The following is a 24,774-nucleotide window of genomic DNA, read 5'->3' as shown; positions in this document are numbered from 1 at the left end:
TCGAGACATGACTCGATACCAAGTTGATAGCGACGCCGTTCTCAGTGCAACCGGAGCGGTACAAAATTCGATTAGCCGCATTCAGGCAGAAGTTGCGGGGTTGCACGGGCAACTCACCAACCTTCAGGGCTCCTGGACCGGTCAAGCAGCGACGGCGTTTTCTACAGTCGTGACCGACTGGAAAGCAACCCAGCAGCGGGTCGAAGAGAACCTTGCCGCCATCAACCACGCCCTCACACAGGCGGGCCAGCAATATGCCGAAATCGAGGCAGCCAACGCGCGCCTCTTCGCTCGCTAGACCGCTCCCCGCTTAACGCCAGAATGGGCGTCTCCCGAAGGAGACGCCCATTCTGTGTACTGTGCTGGACCTGTGTACAGCGGCGGAACTTAGAAGTCCATGCCGCCTGACGGGTCACCCATTGGAGCCGTGTTCTTCTCAGGCTTGTCAGCAACAACAGCCTCGGTTGTGAGGAAGAGTCCAGCGATCGACGATGCGTTGAGCAGCGCCGAGCGGGTTACCTTAACCGGGTCGTTGATACCAGCAGCGAGCATGTCGACGTATTCGCCGGTTGCTGCGTTGAGGCCGTGGCCAACCGGAAGGTTGCGAACCTTGTCAGCAACAACACCAGGCTCGAGACCTGCGTTGAGGGCGATCTGCTTGAGCGGTGCATCGATAGCAACACGAACGATGTTCGCTCCGGTTGCTTCGTCGCCCACCAAGTCAATCATTGCCTGACTCTCGAAGGCGATCTTGCCAGCCTGAATCAGGGCAACGCCACCACCGGCGACGATTCCCTCTTCAACAGCAGCCTTTGCGTTGCGAACTGCGTCCTCAATGCGGTGCTTGCGCTCCTTGAGTTCAACCTCAGTTGCCGCACCTGCTTTGATGACTGCAACACCACCGGCGAGCTTCGCGAGACGCTCTTGGAGCTTCTCACGGTCGTAGTCGCTGTCAGTGTTGTCGATCTCGGCACGGATCTGCTTGACGCGACCGGCGATCGCCTCCTCTTCACCAGCACCTTCGATGATCGTGGTCTCGTCCTTGGTGATGACAACCTTGCGGGCGCGACCAAGAAGTTCGAGAGTTGCGTTCTCAAGCTTCAGGCCGACCTCTTCTGAGATAACCTGTCCACCGGTGAGGATCGCGATGTCTGCGAGTTGAGCCTTGCGACGGTCGCCGAAGCCAGGAGCCTTGACGGCTACCGACTTGAAGATGCCGCGGATCTTGTTCACAACGAGAGTTGCGAGCGCTTCACCGTCAACGTCTTCAGCAATGATGAGTAGCTGCTTGCCACTCTGGATTACCTTGTCGACGATGGGCAGAAGATCCTTGATGTTGGAGATCTTGCCGTTGACGATCAGAACGTAGGGGTCTTCGAAGACTGCTTCTTGACGTTCCTGGTCGGTCACGAAGTATGCCGACAGGAATCCCTTGTCGAAGCGCATACCTTCGGTGAGTTCAAGCTCGGTGCCGAACGTGTTCGACTCCTCAACGGTGACAACACCTTCCTTGCCGACCTTGTCGATCGCCTCAGCGATCAGTGCACCGATCTCAGAGTCACCAGCAGAAATGGATGCGGTAGCCGCGATCTCTTCCTTGGTCTCGATTTCTTTGGCGCTCGCAACGAGTGCCTCAATTACCGAGGTGGTGGCTTTTTCGATGCCGCGCTTGAGGCTGATGGGGTCTGCACCCGCAGCTACGTTTCGGAGGCCCTCGCGAACGAGTGCCTGCGCGAGAACAACAGAAGTCGTCGTACCGTCTCCGGCTACGTCATCCGTCTTCTTTGCTACCTCTTTAACGAGCTCAGCACCGATCTTCTCGAACGGGTCATCAAGCTCGATCTCCTTGGCGATGGATACACCGTCGTTCGTGATGGTGGGAGCGCCCCACTTCTTCTCAAGAACTACGTTGCGACCGCGTGGGCCAAGCGTGACCTTTACGGCGTCGGCGAGAATGTTCAGGCCGCGCTCAAGGCCGCGACGGGCCTCTTCGTTGAAAGCAATGATCTTTGCCATGTGTGTTTCTCGTCCCTCCCGGACGTCGTACAAGCGAATAAATTGGCACTCGATCTATGAGAGTGCCAAGGTCAAAATTAGCACTCGACAGGGGCGAGTGCAAGACAGCACGGCGCACTCGACACGGGTGAGTGCACGACAGCACGGTTGCGGTTTGGTTGCTTATTCGCTGCTGGGGTTGTAGTCGCTTCCGAGCACGATGGTTATTGGTGCGGCGGGGAATATGTCGGGTTCGATGAAGCGGATTTCTCCGAGGCCGAGTGCGCTGACGAGGCCGGAGGCTACGTCTTCGTCTGCGGGGTTGCTGTAGTAGATGTAGGTTTCTTCGATGTCGCGGGCGGAGGCGTTTGTTGCGCTGCCTACGGGCCAGCCTTCGGTGGCTAGTTTGTCGAGTACGACGGTTTGTAGTCCGCTTTCGGCGGTGCCGTTGAATACGTCGATGGTGAGCGCTCGCGCGGGGTCGATTGTTGTGGGGTCGGTGAGGGGGGCGACTGTTTCTTCTGGTTCGGGGGTGATGATGGGTTCTTCGGGTGTTGCGAAGAGGGGAATGCCGAGGTCGTCTCCGAGGTATTGGCTGAGGGCAAAGAGTCCGCCGAGCACGAGTGCTCCGGTGGCGAGTAGTGCCCAGGCGAGGCCGATCCAGCCGCGTCCGCGTCGTTTGGGTCCGCGGTGGGCGCCGACGCGTTCGATGTCGTCCGGTGTTTCGTCGAATCTGTCTTTGGGGTAACTCACCATTGCTTAGTTTGTCGATTCTTCGTTGTGGTGGGCGGCTCTGGGTGGTGTGCGGTTGCGTGTTCGGTTGTTTCGGTTGCGGCGTAGCCGGGCTACCAGCATGGGGTCGTGTTTGATTGCGGCTGGTGCGTCGATTATCGCGTTGAGCATTTGATAGTAGCGTGCGCTTGAGATGTGGAACTGGGTGCTGATGGCGTCTTCTTTGGCGCCAACGTGTCTTGTCCATTCTCTTTCGAAGTTGAGGATTTGGATTGAGCGTTCGGATAGGTCGGTCGTGGTGTGTGGTGCAGATTCGGTTTCAGACACGACGGGACCTCCAATATGCACGTAATTCTAGGGCGTGCTTGCTTTGTGGTTGCCTAGCGACTCGGCTCGGGGTCCGGCTGACGGTCGTTTAGGTTAGGATAGCCTTAGTATTTTTTGTTTTGGATTGGTTTTCATGCGCACACGACTTTTGGCCACTGCTGTGGTGCTGTCTTGTGTTGCGCTTGTGGCCAGTGGATGTTCGGCTCCTGCCATCTCTGAGAATCCGGCTGTCACGGTCACAGCCGATCTCGGCTCTCCTTTAGCGCAGTTGGCGCTTCTTGATGATGCGAAGGATTACAGCGGCCTTGTGCGGGCTGCGCTGCCGTCATCCGGCATTTCTGCCCCGGAGGATGCCCCGGATCAGGTGTTGCCGGTGACGGTGATGTCCCGTGATCTCAGTGGTGATGTGCCGGTGACGGTGTCGTCGACTGACCGGGTGATCGCGATGGATATTTCGGGGTCGATTGCGGCGACGGTTGCGGGTTTGGGGTTATTGGATTCTCTTGTTGCGCGCGATATTTCAACAACTTTCGATGAGGCCGCGGGGTTGCCGCTGATTACGTCTAATGCTCACACAGTGAACAGTGAAGCTATTTTGGCGCTTCGGCCTGATCTGATTGTGACTGATGGGTCGATTGGTCCGATTGATGTGGTGCTGCAGTTGCGGGATGCGGGTATCCCGGTGGTGTTTGTTGATACGGATCCGTCGGTTGCTGGGGTTGCTGAGTTGGCACGCCAGACCGCCGACGCGTTGGGTGTTTCGGCTGCTGGCGTTGGACTTGCAGCGCAGTTGAGTTCTGAGATCGAGGCCAAGGTCGCGGAGATCGCACGTATTGTTCCGAGCGGCGATCGTCTGCGCATGATGTTCCTCTACCTGCGCGGCACGTCGGGTGTTTATTATCTGTTCGGTCAGGAGTCTGGCTCTGATGTGTTGATCGGTGCGCTGGGTGGTGTGGATGTTGCTGCCGAGATCGGTCTTGAGGGTATGCGGCCGATGACGGATGAGGCTATGGTGGCGGCGAACCCTGATCTCATTTTGGTGATGACGGGCGGGCTGGCGAGTGTGGGTGGCGTGAGTGGGCTGCTTGAGGCGCGGCCGGCGGTCGCTCTCACTGAGGCGGGGATGAATCAGCGTGTTGTTGAGATGGATGATGGCGAGATTTTGAGTTTCGGCCCGCGCACGGTCACGGTGCTTGATGCACTGGCCCGCGCAATCTATGCGCCCGGTTCTGGTTCGTAACCGGAGACTGTACGCGAGGACTACTTTTTATGCGGCCCAAGCTTGCTGCCCCGCGACCGGGTGACGAAGTACACGACCCCCGCGCCGATCGTCAGGGCGCTGACAGCGACAACCACGTAGGCGTTTCGCTCGAGGTCAGAGTTGGCTGCTTGGGGTGCTGGCATGCAGTCGCTGGTGGCGCTGAAGGTCACCGTGATGGGGTCGAGTTCTTCGCCCGCCGGGTAGGTGCCGAAGGCGGTGGAGCCCTGCTCGGTGAGGACCGCGGGGGCGAATTCGAGTGTTGCGGTGCCGGCGGCAACGGTGAGGCCCGAGGTGTCGATGTCGGCGAACTCAACCCCGACCTCGTCGACCGGTGTTCCTTCTTGTGTTGTGCCGAAGACGTCGAAGACGAGGTGGGCGGTGGCGGTGGCGTCGAAGACGATCTCTAGTCCGGTGAGGGTGGTGTCGAGAATGCCATCGTGGCCGGTGAAGCGCAGGCTTCCGTCAAAAGCGATGGTGCCGCGGCCCGAGTCGAGTTGGCCGGTTCCCTCGCTCCAACCAAAGTTGGGCGTTTTGTAGCTTGCACCGTCGCTCACCTCCCATTCACCATTTGCGATTGTGCCGCTGATGTACGACCGAAGTGACTCTTTGACACCCCACGTGATCTCGGCATCCGAGACTGGGCAGACGGAGCCTTCGGCGAGGGTTAGGTTAGCGGCACGAGAGGTAGCGTCTGCGGCATCCGGCTCTGCGGCATTGCCGACGAGCGGGGTGAGTGCGATGGCGAGGGCGGTGACGATGAGTGCGGCGGGGCCGAGCACGCACACGCTGAGTCTGCGCATTATTGGCCTGCGCGGTACATGGACTGGTGCATGATGGTGGCTTCTTCGTAGGCGTCCCCGAATGATTCGAATCCGAATTTCAGGTAGAGGGGAACAATGTAGTCCTGCGCGTGCAACAACATGCTTTCGGCCCCGAAGTCGAGAACGATGCGTTTCATGATGATCTGGGCGAGGCCTTCGCCGCGGCGATCTTCGCGAACGACGACGCGGCCAATGACGCGGTGGCCGTCAAGGTATTCGGCGGTTTCGTTGCAGAGAACGCGGATGTAGGCGGCAACTCCGTGCTCGTCGGCGATCCAGTAGTGGCCGGTGGCGTCTTCTTGGTCGCGGTTATCGAGTTCTTCTTCATCAACTTTTTGCTCAACAAAAAATATGTCTGTGCGCAGTTTCATGATCGAGTAGAGCTCGGTTGTTGTTAATTCGCCCCAAGACTTGGCGATCACGGAATCATTCGGCACAACCACGAGTTTAATGTATTGGGCAGCGAAAGCTGACGATTTAAGGAGACCTCAATGACTTACAAGGTGAATAAGACTGAAGAGCAGTGGCGCGAGGAGCTCGGGCTCAGGTATTCGGTTCTGCGCGAGGCGGGCACCGATCGCCCCTGGTCTGGCGCTCTTCTTGACGAGAAGCGTGAGGGCACGTACCGCTGTGGCGGGTGCAGCACTGAACTTTTTAAGAGCGGAACCAAGTTTGATTCTGGTTCAGGATGGCCAAGCTTCTATGAAGCCATCGACCCGGATGCTGTTGAGCTTCGCAAAGATGGCTCGCTGGGCATGATGCGCACCGAGGTTGTGTGTGCAACCTGTGGTTCGCACCTGGGTCACCTCTTCGATGATGCCCCTCAGACCCCCACTGGCGATCGTTTCTGCCTGAACTCCACCTCGCTGGAGTTCGACGAAGCCAACTAGTTCGACCGCAGTTTCTTGGGCGACCGCACTGTCTTGGTCGGTCGTTGGCTCGACAGTGAGGCGATCGCTACGGCGATGAGGGTGAGCACCACACCGATTACGGTCGTGGGTGCCACCCCATCGTTGTCTGTGGGCAAGAAAATTTCGAGCGCGAGCGCACCTATTAGCTGTCCAGCGATTGAGCCGAGGGCGAAGAACAGAACCCCGGTGATGGGCACGAGCACGGCGGCAACGGCGATGAAGATCACACCGATCGCTCCCCCAAGGTAGAGGGTGGGGTCGGTCGGGAACTGGTGTTGCCACCCTCCGACAAAGCCGTAGGCGACCGCTGCGATGGCTAGCACCGTGGTGCCCGCCACAAAGTTGACGTACGTTGCGGTCAGAGGCGAGCGGGTCACTTGACGCACATGACCGTTGATGGCTTGCTGCCATCCGATACCGAATCCTGCCGCTAGTGGCAAGAATACGAGCAAGAATGGGCCGTCGAGTCGTAGGTCGGCGAGCCCTGAGAACAGCACTGCTCCGACAGCCAACACGGATGCCGCGACGCGCAGCGGCGTGACGGGTCGCTTCTGCAGACTGCCGATGCCTACCCGGTCAATCACCGCCGAGCTGATGGTTTGGCTCGTGACGACTGCCACGGTGAAGAGGGCGACGCCGAGGGCGGTCGCGGCGAGCCCCTGGGTGAGCACGAAGAACGCTCCGAACGCGCCGCCGGTGAGGTACCACCAGGGCAGCCGTTTTGCGGTAACTTCGGTGCGGAGGGTGCGCAACCCGGCACGCGCTGTGGGTACGAACGGCACGATGAGGGTGAGGATGACGAGGCCCGATCCGAACGAAATGAGCGCTGCGAGGGTGGAGTCTTCAAGCTCGACCGCAAGCTCCCCATTGATGCGACTTTGAGTTGACACAAGAGCGCCGGCAACGACTGCAGCGAAGATCCCACCCAGTGCACGACGGCGACTTCGAGGGTTGGTTGGGAGCGTAGGCGTAGTCATGTCTAAAATAGGACGTTGGTCCACGCCTCCTTAGCTCAGCTGGCTAGAGCACCGCTCTTGTAAAGCGGGGGTCGTCGGTTCGAATCCGACAGGAGGCCCAGCAAAAATGTCGAGGGCAGTCGGGGTTGTTTCAAACCTAGCTGCCCTCGACATTGCTGTTTGACGGCTGTGCGATTCGTGTGCGCGAATCCTGGCGTGATGTCGAGTGCCGCAGCGATCACAAGATCCGAATATTTTCCCCACCGTGCTCTTCTGCACGCTGTTACACTCAGCGAAAGGAGAGACCTTGGTGCAACATCGCGATGTTCCTGCTTCTCGCACGGCACGGCACGACGCCAACGCTAGCGTCACCGCCCGCGCTCTCTCGGTGTTCGCCGCATTCGAAAATTCTGTCGGCCCACTCTCGGTTGGCCGCATCGCCTCGCGGTCGGGGTTACCACGTTCCACCGCCTACCGTCTCGTGCACGAACTCGAGGAGTGGGGCGGCCTCGACAAAACCATCGACGGCAAATATCAGATTGGAATGCGAATCTGGGAACTCGGTCAGATGGCCGGTCGCCGGCTTCGCGACCGCGCGCATCCGTTCTTGCAAGACCTATTCGACCTCACCCACGAGAACGTGCACCTTGCCGTGCGCGAAGGCACCCAGACCCTCTATGTCGATAAGATCTATGGCTCACGAAAGCTCCCCATGATTTCTCGGGTCGGCGGTCGGCTACCACTGCACAGCACAGCCGTCGGTAGGGTAATGCTGGCGGCACAACCGGAGTGGTTCATCGATGCCTACCTCGAGCGCGAACTCGAGACGCCAACGTCGAAGACCGTGACTGACCCGGCGCAGCTTCGCGAGGCGATTGATGAGGTCCACCGAACCGGACTCTCCATCACAATCGAACAGATGCGCGTCGGCGCCTGCTCTATCGCAATGCCCGTGATGGTAGACGGTGCGGCAATCGCCGCGGCCGGCATAGTTCTCGAATCCAGCAAGATCAGCGAAAGGCGTCGGCTAATCCCGTTACTGCGGGGCACTGTCGACCGCATCGAGGCGGCGATGGGCGCCCGATACGGTGGTGGGGCAAACAGCCGAAGCTTTCGCTGACGGTCACACAGCAGCAGGGCGAACTACCTAAAAACGGCTCGCTGGTCAAACGCTGCGAGTAGCCGGTGCCCCCGTCGTGATAAACATCTCCCCCCGATTCCCACTCAGCGGGACAATCCGAGAACTCGCTCGTATTGATGGCGCACGATGAGGTCATACACGTTCAAGGAGGAACGCCCATGAATGCACCTGGTTGCCCGGTCGATCATCACGGATTCGAACCCTTCGACATGAAGGACCCGTTTCCGGCATACGCCGAGCTGCGACGGGATGAGCCCGTCATGTTCGATGAGCGAATCGGTTACTACGTCGTTTCGCGCTACGACGATGTGAAAGCGACCTTCGACGACTGGCAGTCCTTCTCCTCCGAAAACGCGCAGGCCCCCGTTCGCGCCATGGGAGCTCCAGCAAAAAAGGTCATGGATGATGGGGATTTCACCACATATTCGGGACTCTCCGCCCGCATCCCCCCGGAGCACACTCGCATCCGCGGAGTAGCGACGAAAGCGTTCACCCCGCGCCGCTACAAAGTTCTCGAACCGCTCATTCGGCAGAACGTCATCCTGCAGATTGAGGCAATGCTCGCGAAGGGCGAACCAGGTGACATCCTTCACGACATCGCCTACGATCTGCCAACCATCACCATTCTGACACTGCTCGGCGTGGATACCGCCATGATCCCGCAGGTCAAAGAGTGGTCGAACAGCCGGGCAGCAATGACGTGGGGCGACCTCTCCGATGACGAGCAGGTTCCTCACGCCCACAACCTGGTCGCATACTGGAAATTTTGCCAGCAGCGCGTCGCCGACTCCAAAGAAAACCCTGGTGACGACCTCGTCAACGACCTCGTCACGTTGCAAGCTGCGGGCGAATCGATCTCGGATCATGAGATCGCATCCTTTCTGTACAGCCTCCTGTTCGCGGGTCACGAAACCACCACGACGCTCATCTCGAATGCCATCCGCGTACTGCTGTCGCATCCTCTCGCGTATCAGTCGCTCATCGATGAACCCGACAAGATCCCTGCGGCCATCGACGAGGTTCTCCGCTTCAGCGGCAGTATCGTGGCGTGGCGCCGCAAAGCGACGCGTGACACCGAAATCGCGGGAGTCCCCATCCCCCAAGGTTCAGGGGTGCTGCTTCTTATGGGATCAGCAAACCGCGACGACCACGTGTTCCCCGCTCCAGACAGCTTTGACATCGGGCGCGACAACGCTCGAAGCCACCTTTCGTTCGGCTATGGCATCCACTTCTGTCTCGGAAATCTGCTTGCCAAGCTCCAGGCAAAAGTCGCCCTCGAGGAGATCACCCGTAGGCTCCCCACCTTGCGCATGACACCGGGAGCCGACATCGATTTCGGCAAGAATCTGTCGTTCCGGGTGCCGACTTCGGTACCCGTCGAGTGGGCCGCGTAAGCGCGCTAGCTGGGGAGAATAATGTCAACTTATACCTTTTCTTTCGATAGCTCAGAAGCTCCGGAGCACGACCGTCTCGGCGGAAAGTGCACGAGCCTCGTGATCATGACCAGCGCAGGGATGCCGGTTCCCCCCGGGTTTGCGGTCACCACCGCCGCATTCGACGCGGTGATGAACCAGACCACGCTGCGCGACCACATTCTCAAACACCTGCAGAATCTCGATCCGAACGATGTGGCGGATGTCGATAACCGTGCCGCACACATTCGGGAACTGATCATGACGCAAGAGGTGCCAGCGGATGTGCGGGACGCGACCACTGCCGCTTTCCGCGCTTTGATGGCGTATTGCGGCGGCGAGGACACGCCCGTCGCTGTTCGTTCGAGCGCTACGGCTGAAGACCTTCCAGACGCGAGCTTCGCCGGGCAGCAGGACACGTACCTCTGGGTGATCGGTGAGAGAGACGTTCTCCAGAAGATTCGTGAATGCTGGGCAAGCCTCTACACCGCTCGCGCGATCACGTACCGGATGGCCAACAACATCTCTGACGAAGGACTCTCAATGGCGGTGGCGGTGCAAAAAATGGTCAACGCACGCACCTCCGGTGTTGCAATGACCATCGACCCCACCAATGGCGACCGTTCAAAAATTGTCGTTGACTCAAGCTGGGGCCTCGGCGAGATGGTCGTGTCTGGAGAGGTAACGCCCGACAACTTCGTGATCGACAAAATCATGCTGCACGTCGTTAATCGCATCATCAGCGACAAGCACGAGGAACTCGTGCCATCGGGTCGCGGCACAGTCATTCGCAAAGAGGTCGACGCTGACCGTCGTTACTCCCCCAGCCTGTCAGACCCCGAATTAATTTCGGTCGCCCGGCTCGCCAAAGCCGCCGAAAAACACTACGGCAACGTGCAGGACATCGAGTGGGCAATCGACGCCGACCTGCCACCAGAAAACAACGTTCTGCTACTGCAGAGCCGACCCGAAACAGTGTGGTCACAAAAGAAGCGAGAAATGAAAGTCACATCAGCCGGCTCGGGAATCGAAGCGATCACGCGATCGCTGATGGCCCAAATCGGCGACCGCGCAAAGATTTAACCTTCGCGCGTCACCCACCAACCCGCACTACGGAACCCCTATCCACCCGGCACTACAAAACAACACGTCACCCGACAACACCACTCTCAGCGAGGAGAAAGGCATCACAATGTTCTTCACAAAGGCACAGAAATGACCGCGGCGACCCAGCGTAAGAGTTTCGTTTCGCCGTACGACCTCCCCGCCCCTCAGGGCGCCGAGGGATGGCAAGACCTCTACCCCTACAATCTGGTATTCCAAGAGAACCTGAAAGACGTCGAGAACGGCAAGTTTTGGTTCTGCGACTCCCAGCACTGGCCGAACGTGTTCAAACCGTTCGAGACCATCGGCGTGGAATTCGCCGTGCGGTGCCTCGGTGCCTACAACACACGTCACTATCTTATTCCGCCGGCGAACGGCATCGAATTCCGAATCCACAACGGCTTTTGTTATATGAGCCCGGTCGCGGTGGCGCCCGAACTCATCGCCGACAGGGTTCCTCACTTCATGGAGCGTGCCGGTTTCTACTTTGAGAACTGGGACTCACTGCTCGAGAACTGGAAGAAGAAGGTGCTCGGCACGATCGAGGAAATGGATGCCATCAATTTCGAGGCACTGCCCGAGATGGTCGACATCGAGGTCATCACCAGCGGCGCCGGCATCGACCCGACCGCGAAAATGATGGCCGACTACGATCGACTCATCCAGTTGGCCTACAAGAACTGGGAGCACCACTTCGAGTTCCTCAACCTCGGATACGTCGCCTACCTCGATTTCTTCGGATTCTGCAAGGAGTCGTTCCCCGGCATTCCTGACCTCGCAATAGCGAAGATGGTCACGGGCGTCGACTCAGTGCTGTTCCGCCCGGATGACGAACTCAAGGATCTGGCCGTTCTCGCAGTGAAGCTCAACCTCATCGCCGTATTCGACAAGGGCGACGATGCTGCGACGACACTCGCAGAGCTGGCTGAATCCAGCGACGGCGTAACCTGGATCGCCGCGTGGGAGGCAGCGAAGGAACCGTGGTTCAATTACACCTCCGGCAATGGTTTCTACGGCTCGGACGTGTACTGGCGTGACAACCTCAATTTGCCGATGGGCTACGTACAGGACTACATCGTGCGTGCCGCCAAGGGCGAGGAGCTCCACCGCCCGAAGGACGCACTGATCATAGAGCGTGACCGCATCGCCGGCGAGTATGCAGAAATTCTTTCCGGTGAGGCACTGGACACGTTCAACGGCAAACTTGGCCTTGCCCGCACTGTGTACCCGTACGTCGAGGACCACAACTTCTACATCGAGCACTGGACCATGGGAGTTTTCTGGCGCAAGGTGCGCCAGCTCTCCCGACTGCTGCACGACTACGGCTTCTGGGCCAACCCCGACGACATGCTGTACTTGACGCGAGACGAAGTTCGCCCGGTGCTGTTCGACCTGGCAACCGGATGGGGCGTTGGCGCCGACTGTATCGGCCCGAGCTACTGGCCCGCCGAGATCGAGCGTCGCAAGGGAATCGTGGATGCGCTCAAGACCGCGCGTCCCGAGCCCGCATTCAACGAGCCTCCAACCGAGATCAACGAGCCGTTCACGATCATGCTCTGGGGCATCACCACGGAGCAGGTGCAGCAATGGCTCGGAGCTGAAGACGGCGATCCCAATGTGCTCAAGGGCATGGCGGCATCCGCTGGCATAGTGGAAGGCAAGGCTCGCGTGATCATGGGCCCCGAGGAGCTCGACCAGCTGGAGCAAGGAGAGATCCTTGTTGCGCCGGTCACGGCCCCGAGCTGGGGACCAGTGTTCGGAAAGATCAGTGCGACGGTGACGGACATCGGCGGAATGATGAGCCACGCAGCCATCGTCTGCCGAGAATACGGCCTCCCCGCCGTGACCGGCACCGGCAAGGCATCCACCCTGATCAAGACAGGCATGACCCTTCGAGTCGATGGCTCAAACGGCACAGTCGAAATCATCGGCTAGCCGCCGCTTCAGCAAATAAAGGATAGAAAACGTGTCGTCACACTCCCGCTCACCCATCAATCACCTGGGTCGTGATGTCTCGGGGAACATCCCCGCGTCATCCAGCGTCACCGGACTGATCGAGCTGGGCGAGCGGGACGTGGCGATCTGGAACCTCGCCTCGCAGTTTCTGACCACCCGCGACAACGACGCCCACACGCTGTACGCCTACGGGATCGCTCGGGCGCTGCTTTCGCAGACTCCGACCGCGGACGAAAACATCGTATTGCCGGCAATCCTGCTGCACGACACCGGATGGTCAACGGTCGACGAGAAGGAAAACCTGGAGGCGATCGCCCCCGACCGTGACGGAAGCCGCGAACACCTCGTCGTCAAGCATGAAAAAGAGGGTGCACGGATTGCGCGGGATGTTCTCGAGCGGGTGGGGGTCCCAGACTCAGACATCGAGCAGATCGTGGCGATCATCGACGGACACGATACGCGGCGCACGGCAATGAACATCAACGACGCCCTCGTCAAAGACTCCGACAAGGTCTGGCGCGTCACTCCACACGGGCGCCGAGTGGTGATGGACTGGTTTGGGCTCGATGCCGAGCAGGCCCTTCGCCTGTGCGCCGCCCGCGCCTACGACGAACTCTTCACCGACGAAGCAAAGTCACTGTCAGCAGCCCTTATCGCGCTCGCCTGCATCGACTCAACCGAACAACTGAGCAACACCTACACGCGAGAGGACGCAGAGCAATGAGTGAAGCATCCGCATTCGACGGCAAGGTCGTCATTGTCACCGGCGCCGCCGGCGGTCTCGGGCGTGCATTCGCGCAGGGATTCGCGGCGGAGGGCGCCTCACTCGTTGTTGCAGACATCGACCTCGCCGGTGTCACCGAAACCGCTGCGATACTCACTGCCGCGGGCGCCACCGCGATTGCGGTGCGGATCGACGTGACCAACCGGCAGTCGACGGATGAACTCGCGCAGACTGCGCTTGCTGAATTTGGTCGCATCGACGTGCTCGTCAATAATGCTGCGATTTACGCAACCCTGTCGCGGACACCGTTCACCGACATCGAGTCCGAGGAGTGGGATCGTGTGATGGACGTCAATGTCAAAGGAACATGGTTGTGCTCCGCCTCCGTCTCCCCGGTCATGGCCCAGCCCGGCGGCCGGATCATCAACATCGCGTCGGCCACCGTCTTCAGCGGCTCGCCTCTTTGGATGCACTACGTGGCGTCGAAGGCCGCCGTCATCGGAATGACCCGTGTGATGGCGCGCGAGGTCGGCGGTCAAGGGATCACCGTCAACGCGATTGCCCCAGGATTCACCCTCACCGAAGCGAGCCTCGGGCTCATCGACGATGCCGAGACCTACGGCGTTGACCGAGGCGCCATCAAACGCGCCAGCCAGCCCGACGACATCGTCGGAACGGCCCTCTTTTTGGCAGGCTCCCAGTCCGGATACGTCACGGGGCAGACGATCGTCGTCGACGGTGGCAAGCAGTTCATTTGACCACCGACCATGCTGATAGCCAACGCTTTCGATTTCACCAGTCACAACGCAAGGAGACACCACATGCCTGAAATCACCTACTTTTCCCCCGATGGAACCCAGACCACGCTCGACGCCCGTGACGGTGACTCGGTAATGGAAACCGCCGTCAAGAATGGTGTGAAGGGGATCGTCGCCGAGTGCGGCGGGGCCTGCGCCTGCGCGACCTGCCATGTCTATGTCGACGAGGCGTTCACTGACGCCGTCGGAGAACCAGGAGACCTCGAGGATGACATGCTCGACGGTACAGCCGCAGAGCGACTGCCGAATTCGCGATTATCCTGCCAGCTCAAGATGAACCCCGCACTCAATGGACTGACCGTGCGCATAGCCCCGAAGCAGATCTGACCATGGATGGCCGGATTCTGATCATCGGTGCAGGCCAGGCCGGAATGCAGATCGCCGTCACTCTTCGCGACGAAGGGTTCGCCGGCGAAGTGACCATCGTCGGTGACGAGGCCTACGGCCCCTACCAACGTCCACCGCTGTCGAAGGCGTATCTGGCAGGGAATTCCGACGTGGAGTCCCTCGAATTACGTGCCGAGCACTTCTACACCGACCAGGCCATCGAGATGGTGACGGGCGAGACCATCGTGGATGTACGTCTGGGTGAACCAGGAAGCAGCGATGCGGGCATTGCGACCGCGGCCTCCGGTCGCACCTTTGAGTTCGACAGGCTGGCCATCACTCCGGGCTCAACCCCACGCCGACTACCCATCGAAGGTGCAGATCTCGGCGGTGTGCTCTATTTGCGCAGCCTCGCGGATGCTGATGCACTCAAGAAACGATGGACTGCGGCAGAGAACCTGGTGGTGATCGGTGGCGGATTCATTGGACTTGAGGTCGCGGCCGCCGCACGCACGGCCGGCAAAACGGTCACCGTCATTGAGGTAGCCGACCGCCTCATGGCTAGGGCAGTTTCATCCACAACCAGTGAGTTTTATCACGGTGCACATGAGCGCCGCGGCACCAGAGTTGTGCTCGAGGCGCAACTGGCACGAATCGTCGGCGATGCCGGACAAGTCACCGGCGTGGAGCTGGCGGGAGCCGGGGCTGCCAAGGGAGAATTCATCCCCGCCGACATCGTCATGGTCGGCATCGGAGTCATCGCCCGCGGCGAGCTAGCTGACAAGCTCGGTCTCGACAACATCAACGGTGCCATAGTCGTCAACGAATATGCGGAAACCAGCGACCCGCGCATTGTTGCCGCCGGTGATGCTGTGCTGTTGCCGCATCCGCTCGGCCACGACGGGCAGGTTCGCCTCGAATCAGTGCAGAACGCCGTCGACCAAGCAAAAGTCGCGGCGAAAACCCTCATCGGCATCCGCGAGGTTCACCGAGCGGTGCCCTGGTTCTGGTCGGATCAGGGCGATTTGAAGCTTCAGATCGCCGGCCTCTCGACAGGCTTCGACCAGATCGTTGAGCGCGGGAGCCAAGAGTCAGAAAAGTTCTCCGTTCTCTACTACCGCGACGGGCGACTCTTAGCGATCGACGCCGTCAATGATCCGATCGACTACATCGCGGTGCGACGGGCCTTAGACACGGGAGCCGAGATCCCTGCCGAACTGGCGGCCGACTCATCCGTTGCCCTCAAGACGCTCATCACGAGCCGGGAAGCGTAAATGACCATGGAATACACGCACACCCTCAACTCCATTTCCACGCTCGCGAACGGGGCAAGCCCGCGCGGCGACTGGGACAACGTGGACGCCGTCTGGGTTGCGGTTCGGCCATATCTTCGAACCCGCGCCAACGACATCCACCTGCCGCTGTCGTTCGGATTCGCAGAATTGTTGCTCGACCATCATTCGGAAGCCGACTCGCTCGTCACCCGGCTCGCCATTCTGCTCCACGACACCGGCTGGGCGCGGGTCGACGAGGAACGGATTCTGACAGAAGGCTTTCGGAGCGAAAACTTCATGACCAGCGATGTTCGCGTGCTGCACGAGATTGAGGGGTGCAACATTGCCCGCGAGGTGCTGCCGCCGCTCGGATATAGCGACACGATCGTCGAAGCCGTGTGCACAATCATTGACGGCCACGATACCAACCCTCAGCACGACGGCATCGAAGATGCGATCGTGCGCGATGCCGACCGACTCTGGCGATTCCAACCCACCGGGATGGCCTTCTCGGCGCTCTGGTTCGACAAAACACCCCAGGAGATTCGGCTTCGACTCGAAGACACGATCTACCCACAACTGGTCACCGACGAAGCCCGCGCGATCGCTGAGGTCGAATTGGCACGCACGATCGAGTTGCTCAAGCTCGACGTCATCCAATAGGGAGCTCCATGACTACGCTCGAGGAATATCATTCCGACAACTTCATCGATGGCGGGTGGGTCGCATCGAACTCGACCGACCACATTGACGTCACCGATCCCACATCCGAGGAGATCTGGGGCCAGGTTCCTTCTTCCAATCTCGTCGATATTGATGCGGCGGTCGGGGCTGCATCGCGAGCGTTTCATGGGTCGGGATGGAGCGATATCGGTGCCGCAGGGCGCGCGGTGTACATGGTCAGACTTGCCGACGAGTTGGAAACGCGCGCCGACCGAATGGCCGCCATCATCACAAGCGAGAACGGTACGGCGATTACCGAAACTCTGCTCGCAGCGGGGCATGCCGCCCGAATGCTGCGGTACTACGCCGGTCTTGCTTCTCTCGTCGATCAGGATGATGAACGACCCTTCCCCGGCAACGACGCGCTGTATACCCAGGTGTTGCGTCAACCGCGCGGTGTCGCCGCGCTCATCGCACCGTGGAACTTCCCCGTCGCCCTCGTGATGGTGAAACTCGCACCCGCACTCATCGCGGGATGCACGGTAGTAATCAAACCGGCATCCGAAACCCCCCTCGACCTGCGGGTGCTCATGGAAGCCGCGACCGCTGCGGGCATTCCCCCGGGTGTTATCAACCTCGTCACGTGCGGCAACGATGTTGCCGGCGCACTCGTGGAGCATCCACTCGTCGCGAAGGTTGCCTTCACCGGGTCGACCGAGGTCGGTCGGATGCTCGCCGAAAAGTGCGGACGGCTACTGCGTCCGGTCACGCTGGAACTCGGTGGCAAGTCAGCCAGCATCGTGATGGAGGATGCCAACCTCGACTACTTCGCATCGATGGTCAACCGCACCTGCCTGCGCAACACCGGTCAAACCTGCTACAACAGCACACGCATCCTCGCCCCGCGTTCGATCTACGACGAGGTGGTGGATGCCGTTGTCGGTATCGTTGAGGCGACGCCGATTGGAGACCCTTTTGATCCGGCGACCGTCTACGGCCCCTCGGCATCTGCGAAGCAACGCGACAGGGTCGAGAGCTACATCAAGATCGGCATCGAGGAAGGCGCCCGCGTCGCGGTCGGTGGTGGTGGTCGGCCCGACCACCTCGATCGTGGATATTTCGTGCGGCCGACTGTCTTCGCGGGAGTGTCGAATGAGATGCGCATTGCCCGCGAGGAGATCTTCGGCCCCGTGCTGGTGGTGATTCCCTTCGACGACGCCAATGATGCCATTCGTATCTCGAACGATTCACCGTTCGGGCTTGGCGGGTCGATCTTCACGGAGGATGTCGATGCCGCAGCCGCGATGGCAGCGCGCCTCGAAACGGGGTCGGTCGGCATCAACTTCTACGGGTCGAACCAAGCTGCCCCGTTTGGCGGGTGGAAGGATTCTGGAATCGGCATGGAGTACGGCCCAGAGGCCATCAACGCTTACAGTCGAATGAAATCGATCCATCGCCAGCGCTGATCACCCCTGGCGTTGACGGAAGGGGGCGAGAACCGGTATGGCAGGAACTGACCCAGAATCCCGGTCTGTGGCGGGCCGACTCCTCACTGTGCTCGAAACCTTCGACACCCGGCATCGGCGTCAGTCCCTCGCGGCTATCGCTCGGCGTTCTGAGCTGCCTCTGACGACTGTGCACCGTCTGGTGCACGAACTTGCGCGCCGCGATGCGCTGGTTCGCGGTTTTGACGGCGCGTACGAGATCGGCAGCAAACTGTGGAGACTCGGCATACTGGCATCCGTTCACTCCGATCTTCGCGAGGTCGCACTGCCCTATATGGAAGACATCTACCAGCTGGGAAACGATGCGGTACAGATCGCCGTGCTCGATGGGTTGCGTTGCCTCGTGGTCGATCGCATCGCCGGCTCCGCAACAATGTCGGTACTCAGTAAGCCCGGTGCGCGCCTTCCGCTACACGCGACCGGCGTCGGTAAGGTCCTGCTCGCCTTCGGGAGCGAGGAGCTTCAGGATGCGGTGCTTGACAACCTCGACCGCTTCACGGAACACACAATCACCGACGCCGGTGAACTCAGGAAGCAGCTCCGAACTATCAAGGCACAGGGATTCGCAAAGACGCAGGAAGAACTCGCTTCCGGCGCGACATCGATCGCGGTTCCCATCAGGGCCGGTACCGGCAAGGGAACCGTGATTGCGGCCCTCGGACTGGTTCTGCCTAGCGGAAGCCCGACGATCGCCCGCATGATTCCCGTGATGCAGGTCACAGCGGCCGCACTGTCAGCGAAGCTTGCCGACAGTGCCTAAACGTTGGGGCGAGCGCAGCTCCTTTGCCGTGGATATGCCGTGGCCATTAAACTTTACTTCCGCTGAGCGGAATGTGCTTTGCCGCACATGGGGCGCGTCCAGTTAGCTGATTGAGTGGCAGTTTTGCCTGCTGCGAGCACGTGAATTCAAGGGAGAATTATGCCAAAGGTCGTTCAAGGAACGCCGCGCACCTCGATCGAAATTGTCGATGGGCTTGCCGCGCTGGGATCGGCAACGGTTCACGAGGCCCAAGGACGCATCGGTCTGCTTAACCGGCGGCTTCGTCCGATTTTCCCCGCCATGATCGCGGGCAACGCGCTCACCTGCGAAGTAGCTCCCGGCGATAACTGGATGATCCATGTGGCCGTGGAACAAGCCAAACCCGGCGACATTCTTGTTGTGACCCCGACAAGCCCCTGTGACGACGGGTACCTCGGTGACTTACTCGCCGAGAGCCTGATGGCGCACCGTGTGCGCGGCCTCATCATCGACGCGGGGGTACGCGATGTCACGACTCTCACCGAGATGGGCTTCCCTGTCTGGTCGAAATCGATCAGTTCGCAGGGGACTGTAAAAGAGACCATCGCCAACGTTCAAACCCCCATCCTGATGGCGGACCAGCTCGTGCGCCCAGGTGACGTCATCGTCGCCGACATCGACGGCGTGTGCCTTGTGCGCCGCGAAGATGCCGCCACCGTACTCGTCGAAGCACGAAAGCGCGAAGCGAACGAAGCGGGCAAGCGCACAATTCTTAAGACCGGCGAACTGGGGCTCGACCTTTATTCGATGCGGGAAAAGCTCGCAGCTAAGGGTCTCGAGTACGTCGACTACGCAGGCGAATAAAGATGCTGGAGAACAAGCTGCAGTCAGGTGGCTCGTCATCCCCCGCGTCCCAGACAGCGATCCCCTGCTTCGTCATGCGCGGCGGAACGTCGAAAGGTCTCTACTTTCTGGCGACCGACCTTCCGGCGGACCGTACCGTGCGGGACCAAGTGCTGCTGGCGGCGATGGGCTCGCCAGACCCGCGGGAAATCGATGGCATGGGAGGCGGGCATCCACTCACCTCTAAAGTTGCCGTGGTGAGTAGCTCCGACCGACCCGGTATCGATGTCGAGTACCTATTTTTGCAAGTGTGGCCGGATCGGGCTGAGGTCAGCGACCAACAGAATTGCGGCAACATTCTGGCTGGCGTTGGCCCATTTGCGATCGAGCGTGGTCTGGTGCCGCCCAGTGAAGGCATCACTCCGGTTGCGATCTACATGGTGAACACCGACTCGAAGGCGACAGCACTCGTTGAAACGCCAGGAGGGGTTGTCAACTACGCCGGCGATGCGCGAATCGACGGAGTTCCGGGCACCCATGCACCCATCGCCATCAATTTCGAGGACGTCGCTGGTTCGAGCTGTGGTGCACTGCTGCCCACTGGTCGGGTGGTCGACGAAGTCAACGGCGTCGAGGTCACCTGCATCGACAATGGGATGCCGGTGGTCTGTCTCAATGCATCTGACTTTGGCATCACGGGGTACGAGTCTCCCGCCGAGATCGAGGCGAACACCGAGCTTCGAGCGCGCGTGGAGAGCATCCGCATCGCAGTGGGCCCGATGATGAATCTTGGCGACGTGACAAACAAGACGGTGCCAAAGATGAGTTTGCTGGCCACCGCGCAGAATGGCGGACTGGTCGCCACTCGCACGTTCATCCCGCACCGCGTGCACGAGTCGATCGGCGTTCTCGGCGCTGTCTCCGTGGCGACAGCCTGCATGCTCGAGGGTAGTGTCGCCGCTCAAATCGCGGGAATCGGTGCTGTGGGTTCGAGCCTTGAGGTGGAAGTAGAGCATCCCACCGGATCCTTCACTGTGCAGATGGAACTCGGTAACTCGGGGTCAACCCCGGTCGTGACAAAATCTGCTCTGCTTCGCACCGCCCGCCTATTGATGGCTGGCGACGTCTTTGTGCCACGATCCGCTTGGGAGAGCCAATGATCATCGATATTCACGGTCACTACACGACCGCTCCGGAATTACACAACCAGTGGCGCATCGACCAGCTTGCGGCTTTCGAAGCTGGCCAGCCTACCCCCGCGTATCCGCACATCCCGGATGACATCATCCGAGAGAGCATCGTGGCCAACCAGCTTCGCCTCATTACCGAGCGCGGCTCCGACCTCACGATCTTCTCGCCGCGTGCCTCGGCGATGGGACACCATGAGGGCGACGAGCGCATCAGCCGTGAATGGACGATTGCCTGCAACAACCTCATTAAACGCGTTGTTGACCTGTTTCCCGAGACCTTCATTGGTGTCGCTCAGTTGCCCCAGTCTCCGGGTGCCGACCTCACCGAAACCATCGCAGAACTTGACCGAGCGATTCTCGAACTCGGCTTCATCGGGGTCAATCTCAACCCCGATCCCAGCGGAGGTCTCTGGCAGACCGTGCCACTGACCGACAAGTACTGGTATCCGCTGTACGAGCGGATGGTGGAACTCGACGTTCCCGCAATGATCCACGTTTCGGCCTCGTGCAATCCGAACTTTCACGCCACCGGAGCGCACTACATGAACGCCGACACGACCGCGTTCATGCAGCTGCTGCAAGGAGACCTGTTCGCCGACTTCCCCACGCTTCGTCTCATCATCCCTCATGGAGGCGGCGCGGTTCCGTACCACTGGGGGCGCTATCGCGGACTTGCCGACATGCTCAAGCAGCCGAGCCTAGATACCCACCTGATGGAGAACGTGTTTTTCGATACATGCGTGTACCACCAGCCGGGTATCGACCTGCTCGTTGACGTCATCGACACGAAGAACGTGCTTTTTGGCTCGGAAATGATCGGTGCCGTGCGAGGAATCGATCCACAAACGGGGCAGTACTTCGACGACACCCGGCGGTACATCGATGCGGCAAAGATCACCCCAGCCGATCGTGAGGCTATTTTCGAGGGCAATGCGCGTCGCGTCTTTCCGCTCCTGCACTCGGCATTGGAGGCTCGCGGGCTATGACACCTACCGGATTTGTGAAAGATGCCGACTGGCTCGACTGGGACTCCAACCCCAGCGTGCCGCGCTTTACAGTCCCCGCCGGTGCCGTGGATGCTCACTGCCACGTTTTCGGGCCGGGAGACATCTTTCCGTTCGCGCCAGAACGCAAATACACCCCGTGTGATGCCAGTTGGCAGCAACTCTTCGCGCTGCGGGACATGCTCAGATTTGAGAAGAACGTGGTCGTGCAGGCAACCTGTCACGGGGCCGACAATTCTGCGATGCTCGACGTTCTCGCCCGATCGGACGACAGAGCACGGGGGGTGGCGACGGTGAACCCGGATGTCACACCGGCCGAGCTGGCACGCATGCACGAGCTCGGTGTGCGGGGTGTGCGGTTCAATTATGTAAAGCGACTGGTCGACCCGAAACCGGATGAGTACTACCGCACAATTATCGACAAGATCCGCCCCCTGGGCTGGCATGTCGTGCTCTATTTCGAACCGTCAGATCTTGCCGAGAAATGGCAATTCTTCTCCTCCCTCGGCGTTCCGATCGTCGTTGACCACATGGGGCGCCCCGATGTGTCACGGCCGCTCGACAATTCAGAGTTCGGTCTGTTTCTGCGATTCATGCGCGAGAACGAACAGGTGTGGACCAAGGTCAGCTGCCCCGACCGGCTCAGCATCTCCGGCGCACCGCTCTACGCCGATGTCATTCCTTTCGCAAAAACAATCGTCGAAGAGTTCCCCGACCGTGTGCTCTGGGGAACCGACTGGCCACATCCGAATATGAAGAAGGAGATGCCAGACGACGGCATCCTCGTCGACTATGTGCCATCCATCGCAACCACTGCTGCGCTGCAATCACAACTTCTCGTTCAGAACCCCAACCAGCTGTATTGGAGTAACTAATGAAACCAAACTACGAACAGTTCACGGACATCCCGGGAACCACCATTTTCACGATCGAGTTGGCGCACGTGGGTTTCGAACTGAATCAGTTCTGCATGAGCCTGCGATCAGCCCCGAATCGCGATCGGTTTCGGGCCGATGAGCGCGCCTACCTTGACGAGTGGAAAATGACCGAGGAACAAAAGAGTGCGGTGCTCAATCGTGACTTTCAACGGATGCTCGATGCCGGTGGCAACGTCTATTTTCTGTCGAAGATTTTCGCCTGCGACGGGCTCTCCTATGTGCAAGCGGTGAGCACGATGACCGATATGGATGTGCCGGAATACCAGGCGATGATGCTGGCCGGTGGTCGAAACATCGATGGCTGGCGCTCAAAGAAGGAACGGGGAGAAAAGTAATGGCACGGATAACCGCAGGAATCTCCACCAGTCACGTGCCCGCTGTTGGGGTTGCGGTCGACATGGGGCGCACCGAAGAGGACTACTGGAAGCCGATGTTCGCCGGCTACGACTTCTCGAAGAAGTGGATGGCCGAGAACACCCCGGATGTCGCGATCATCGTCTACAACGATCACGCATCCTATTTCGGCATGGAGATCATGCCAACTTTTGCCATGGGCCTCGCAAACTCGTTCGAAATCTGTGACGAAGGATACGGTCCCCGGCCGATTCCGCCGGTCATGGGGGCACCCGAGCTGGCAACCCATGTCGCCGGATCGCTGATCACCGATGACTTCGACTTAACGATTCTCAACGTGCTCGAGGTCGACCACGGACTCACCGTGCCGCTCTCGCTGATGTTCGGCGCACCCGACAAGTGGCCCACACGAGTGATTCCCCTTGCCGTTAACGTGGTGATGAACCCGCAGCCGTCCGGGGCGCGCTGCTTCGCGCTCGGTAAGGCTATTCGCCGCGCCGTGCAGCAGTTCGATGGCGACCTAGACGTGCAGGTTTGGGGAACCGGAGGCATGAGTCACCAGATTCAGGGCGCACGCGCCGGTCTCATCAACGAGCCGTGGGACCGCAAGTTCATGGATGACCTCATCAACGATCCCGAAGTTTTGCAGTACAAGCCGCACCTCGAGTACATGATCGAGGCCGGTTCCGAAGGCGTTGAGCTCATCATGTGGCTCATCATGCGGGGCGCGCTTGGCCCTGAAGTGGATGAGGTGTATCGCTTCTATCACGTACCAGCTTCCAATACGGCGGTTGGCCACCTTATCCTCACACCGAAGGGTTCAGAATGACTGTCAACATTGCTGTCGTAGGCCTCGGCGCTTTCGGCCAGAAACACCTCGACGCACTCGCTCTCATCGATGATGCGAACATTGCCTATGTTGGGCACAGTCGGATGGCGGTCGCCGAGGAGTTCGCAGAAAAGTATGGGGCGAAAGCAGCTTTCACCGACTACGCCGAACTGCTGGCGCAACCAGACCTCGACGGGGTGATTTTGGCCACTCCCACGCAAATGCATCACGATCAAACCATTCAGGCGCTCCGGGCCGGAATCAACGTGGAGGTTGAAATTCCGATGGCCGACAACCTGGCCGGTGTACAGGAGATCGTTGACGTGCAGCGGGAGACCGGGCTGATTGCGATGGCCGGCCATACCCGCCGGTTCAACCCGTCCCACCAATACATCCACAACAGGGTTGTTGCCGGTGAGTTCGCCCTCCAGCAGTTGGATGTTCAGACCTACTTCTTCCGACGCAGCAACATGAATGCTCTCGGCCAGACCAGGTCGTGGACGGATCATCTGCTGTGGCATCACGCCGCACACACGGTCGATCTCTTTCAGTACCAGACTGGCGAGAAGATCGTAAAAGCCAATGCCGTGCAGGGCCCCAAAAATCGAGAACTCGGCATTGCTATGGATATGTCCATCCAGCTTCAGACGGAAACCGGGAAGATTTGCACTCTCTCACTCTCGTTTAATAACGACGGACCGCTGGGTACCTTCTTCCGGTATATCGGAGACACGGCAACGTATATCGCGCGCTACGACGATCTCTTCACCGGGAAGGATGAAGGCATCGATCTCTCGAACGTCGCGGTTTCCATGAACGGAATCGAGCTTCAGGATCGTGAGTTTGTCGCGGCCATCAGCGAGAACCGAGAACCGAACTCGAGTGTGGCTTCCGTGCTGCCTTGCTACGTGGTGCTCGACGCACTCCAGCAACAACTCGACTACTGACAG

General features: G+C 59.7%; 27 protein-coding genes and 1 tRNA gene. 22 read left to right on the top strand and 6 right to left on the bottom strand.

The genetic code is table 11. The annotated features are described in order from the left end of the window. Nucleotides 1–7: 7 nt before the first annotated feature. Nucleotides 8–298 (top strand): WXG100 family type VII secretion target, encoded by a 291-nt coding sequence (locus tag FB472_RS10820; protein WP_021809435.1) that lies wholly within the window; start codon nucleotides 8–10, stop codon nucleotides 296–298. Nucleotides 299–387: 89 nt separating this feature from the next. On the opposite strand, the gene groL is transcribed toward FB472_RS10820, so the two are convergent. The 3 genes from groL to FB472_RS10805 form a co-directional block, all read right to left on the bottom strand. Then, the gene (gene groL / locus FB472_RS10815; RefSeq protein WP_021809434.1) at nucleotides 388–2,016 is read right to left on the bottom strand and encodes a chaperonin GroEL; all 1,629 of its coding nucleotides are present in this window, start codon (nucleotides 2,014–2,016) and stop codon (nucleotides 388–390) included. Nucleotides 2,017–2,178: 162 nt separating this feature from the next. Then, on the bottom strand, nucleotides 2,179–2,751 hold the full coding sequence (locus FB472_RS10810) for a LytR C-terminal domain-containing protein (RefSeq protein WP_021809433.1): 573 nt from the start codon (nucleotides 2,749–2,751) through the stop codon (nucleotides 2,179–2,181). A gap of 3 nt (nucleotides 2,752–2,754) precedes the next feature. After that, nucleotides 2,755–3,054 (bottom strand): DUF3263 domain-containing protein, encoded by a 300-nt coding sequence (locus FB472_RS10805; protein ID WP_141990897.1) that lies wholly within the window; start codon nucleotides 3,052–3,054, stop codon nucleotides 2,755–2,757. Nucleotides 3,055–3,187: 133 nt separating this feature from the next. Between FB472_RS10805 and FB472_RS10800 the strand changes: the two genes are divergently transcribed. Beyond that, complete coding sequence (locus tag FB472_RS10800; protein WP_141990896.1) at nucleotides 3,188–4,294, top strand: heme/hemin ABC transporter substrate-binding protein; 1,107 nt, start codon at nucleotides 3,188–3,190, stop codon at nucleotides 4,292–4,294. Nucleotides 4,295–4,314: 20 nt separating this feature from the next. Here the strand turns inward: FB472_RS10800 and FB472_RS10795 are convergent, their stop codons facing one another. Then, a complete protein-coding gene (locus tag FB472_RS10795; protein WP_141990895.1) occupies nucleotides 4,315–5,115 on the bottom strand; it encodes an HtaA domain-containing protein in 801 nt (266 codons plus the stop codon). Then, complete coding sequence (locus tag FB472_RS10790) at nucleotides 5,115–5,573, bottom strand: GNAT family N-acetyltransferase (RefSeq protein ID WP_246078186.1); 459 nt, start codon at nucleotides 5,571–5,573, stop codon at nucleotides 5,115–5,117. The genes FB472_RS10795 and FB472_RS10790 overlap by 1 nt, the downstream gene beginning before the upstream one ends. A gap of 54 nt (nucleotides 5,574–5,627) precedes the next feature. Between FB472_RS10790 and msrB the strand changes: the two genes are divergently transcribed. Next, nucleotides 5,628–6,026, top strand: coding sequence for a peptide-methionine (R)-S-oxide reductase MsrB (msrB, locus tag FB472_RS10785; RefSeq protein WP_141990894.1), 399 nt, complete (start codon nucleotides 5,628–5,630; stop codon nucleotides 6,024–6,026). Here the strand turns inward: msrB and FB472_RS10780 are convergent. Continuing rightward, nucleotides 6,023–7,024, bottom strand: a complete 1,002-nt coding sequence (locus FB472_RS10780) for a DMT family transporter (protein ID WP_141990893.1) — start codon at nucleotides 7,022–7,024, stop codon at nucleotides 6,023–6,025. The two genes, msrB and FB472_RS10780, sit on opposite strands and share 4 nt — an antisense overlap. A gap of 24 nt (nucleotides 7,025–7,048) precedes the next feature. Between FB472_RS10780 and FB472_RS10775 the strand changes: the two genes are divergently transcribed. The 19 genes from FB472_RS10775 to FB472_RS10685 all read left to right on the top strand — a co-directional run bounded on the left by FB472_RS10775 (nucleotide 7,049) and on the right by FB472_RS10685 (nucleotide 24,771). Beyond that, nucleotides 7,049–7,122 (top strand) — tRNA-Thr (locus FB472_RS10775). Between the two features lie 191 nt (nucleotides 7,123–7,313). Beyond that, the gene (locus FB472_RS10770; protein WP_141990892.1) at nucleotides 7,314–8,123 is read left to right on the top strand and encodes an IclR family transcriptional regulator; all 810 of its coding nucleotides are present in this window, start codon (nucleotides 7,314–7,316) and stop codon (nucleotides 8,121–8,123) included. A gap of 179 nt (nucleotides 8,124–8,302) precedes the next feature. Next, on the top strand, nucleotides 8,303–9,538 hold the full coding sequence (locus FB472_RS10765; protein WP_215730433.1) for a cytochrome P450: 1,236 nt from the start codon (nucleotides 8,303–8,305) through the stop codon (nucleotides 9,536–9,538). Nucleotides 9,539–9,559: 21 nt separating this feature from the next. Then, the gene (locus FB472_RS10760; protein WP_141990890.1) at nucleotides 9,560–10,639 is read left to right on the top strand and encodes a PEP/pyruvate-binding domain-containing protein; all 1,080 of its coding nucleotides are present in this window, start codon (nucleotides 9,560–9,562) and stop codon (nucleotides 10,637–10,639) included. Between the two features lie 132 nt (nucleotides 10,640–10,771). Further along, entirely contained in the window at nucleotides 10,772–12,595 is a 1,824-nt protein-coding gene (locus tag FB472_RS10755; protein ID WP_141990889.1) for a PEP-utilizing enzyme, read from the top strand. Nucleotides 12,596–12,626: 31 nt separating this feature from the next. Then, the gene (locus tag FB472_RS10750) at nucleotides 12,627–13,340 is read left to right on the top strand and encodes an HD domain-containing protein (protein ID WP_141990888.1); all 714 of its coding nucleotides are present in this window, start codon (nucleotides 12,627–12,629) and stop codon (nucleotides 13,338–13,340) included. Continuing rightward, nucleotides 13,337–14,098, top strand: coding sequence for an SDR family NAD(P)-dependent oxidoreductase (locus tag FB472_RS10745; RefSeq protein ID WP_141990887.1), 762 nt, complete (start codon nucleotides 13,337–13,339; stop codon nucleotides 14,096–14,098). The genes FB472_RS10750 and FB472_RS10745 overlap by 4 nt, the downstream gene beginning before the upstream one ends. A gap of 63 nt (nucleotides 14,099–14,161) precedes the next feature. Next, nucleotides 14,162–14,485: a 2Fe-2S iron-sulfur cluster-binding protein gene (locus tag FB472_RS10740; protein WP_141990886.1), complete on the top strand. Its 324-nt coding sequence runs from the start codon at nucleotides 14,162–14,164 to the stop codon at nucleotides 14,483–14,485. A gap of 2 nt (nucleotides 14,486–14,487) precedes the next feature. Continuing rightward, on the top strand, nucleotides 14,488–15,759 hold the full coding sequence (locus tag FB472_RS10735) for an NAD(P)/FAD-dependent oxidoreductase (protein WP_141990885.1): 1,272 nt from the start codon (nucleotides 14,488–14,490) through the stop codon (nucleotides 15,757–15,759). Continuing rightward, nucleotides 15,760–16,422 carry an HD domain-containing protein gene (locus tag FB472_RS10730; protein WP_141990884.1) on the top strand — a complete coding sequence of 221 codons (663 nt, stop codon included), beginning with the start codon at nucleotides 15,760–15,762 and terminating at the stop codon, nucleotides 16,420–16,422. 8 nt (nucleotides 16,423–16,430) lie between these two features. Then, a complete protein-coding gene (locus FB472_RS10725; protein ID WP_141990883.1) occupies nucleotides 16,431–17,888 on the top strand; it encodes an aldehyde dehydrogenase family protein in 1,458 nt (485 codons plus the stop codon). Between the two features lie 37 nt (nucleotides 17,889–17,925). Next, nucleotides 17,926–18,687 carry an IclR family transcriptional regulator gene (locus tag FB472_RS10720; RefSeq protein WP_141990882.1) on the top strand — a complete coding sequence of 254 codons (762 nt, stop codon included), beginning with the start codon at nucleotides 17,926–17,928 and terminating at the stop codon, nucleotides 18,685–18,687. A gap of 159 nt (nucleotides 18,688–18,846) precedes the next feature. Next, complete coding sequence (locus FB472_RS10715; protein ID WP_141990881.1) at nucleotides 18,847–19,530, top strand: 4-carboxy-4-hydroxy-2-oxoadipate aldolase/oxaloacetate decarboxylase; 684 nt, start codon at nucleotides 18,847–18,849, stop codon at nucleotides 19,528–19,530. A gap of 2 nt (nucleotides 19,531–19,532) precedes the next feature. Beyond that, entirely contained in the window at nucleotides 19,533–20,669 is a 1,137-nt protein-coding gene (locus FB472_RS10710; RefSeq protein WP_141990880.1) for a 4-oxalomesaconate tautomerase, read from the top strand. Then, nucleotides 20,666–21,685: an amidohydrolase family protein gene (locus tag FB472_RS10705; RefSeq protein ID WP_141990879.1), complete on the top strand. Its 1,020-nt coding sequence runs from the start codon at nucleotides 20,666–20,668 to the stop codon at nucleotides 21,683–21,685. Before FB472_RS10710 ends, FB472_RS10705 begins: the two co-directional genes overlap by 4 nt. Further along, a complete protein-coding gene (locus tag FB472_RS10700; protein ID WP_141990878.1) occupies nucleotides 21,682–22,578 on the top strand; it encodes an amidohydrolase family protein in 897 nt (298 codons plus the stop codon). The genes FB472_RS10705 and FB472_RS10700 overlap by 4 nt, the downstream gene beginning before the upstream one ends. Continuing rightward, entirely contained in the window at nucleotides 22,578–22,976 is a 399-nt protein-coding gene (gene ligA, locus FB472_RS10695; RefSeq protein ID WP_141990877.1) for a protocatechuate 4,5-dioxygenase subunit alpha, read from the top strand. Before FB472_RS10700 ends, ligA begins: the two co-directional genes overlap by 1 nt. Further along, a complete protein-coding gene (locus FB472_RS10690; protein ID WP_141990876.1) occupies nucleotides 22,976–23,824 on the top strand; it encodes a class III extradiol dioxygenase subunit beta in 849 nt (282 codons plus the stop codon). The genes ligA and FB472_RS10690 overlap by 1 nt, the downstream gene beginning before the upstream one ends. After that, nucleotides 23,821–24,771, top strand: coding sequence for a Gfo/Idh/MocA family oxidoreductase (locus tag FB472_RS10685; protein WP_141990875.1), 951 nt, complete (start codon nucleotides 23,821–23,823; stop codon nucleotides 24,769–24,771). The genes FB472_RS10690 and FB472_RS10685 overlap by 4 nt, the downstream gene beginning before the upstream one ends. Nucleotides 24,772–24,774: the final 3 nt, after the last annotated feature.

The organism is Rhodoglobus vestalii (assembly GCF_006788895.1).
Classification (GTDB): domain Bacteria; phylum Actinomycetota; class Actinomycetes; order Actinomycetales; family Microbacteriaceae; genus Rhodoglobus; species Rhodoglobus vestalii.
The sequence above is the reverse complement of the archived record's forward strand: the minus strand, read 5'-3'. Positions and strand labels throughout refer to the sequence as shown.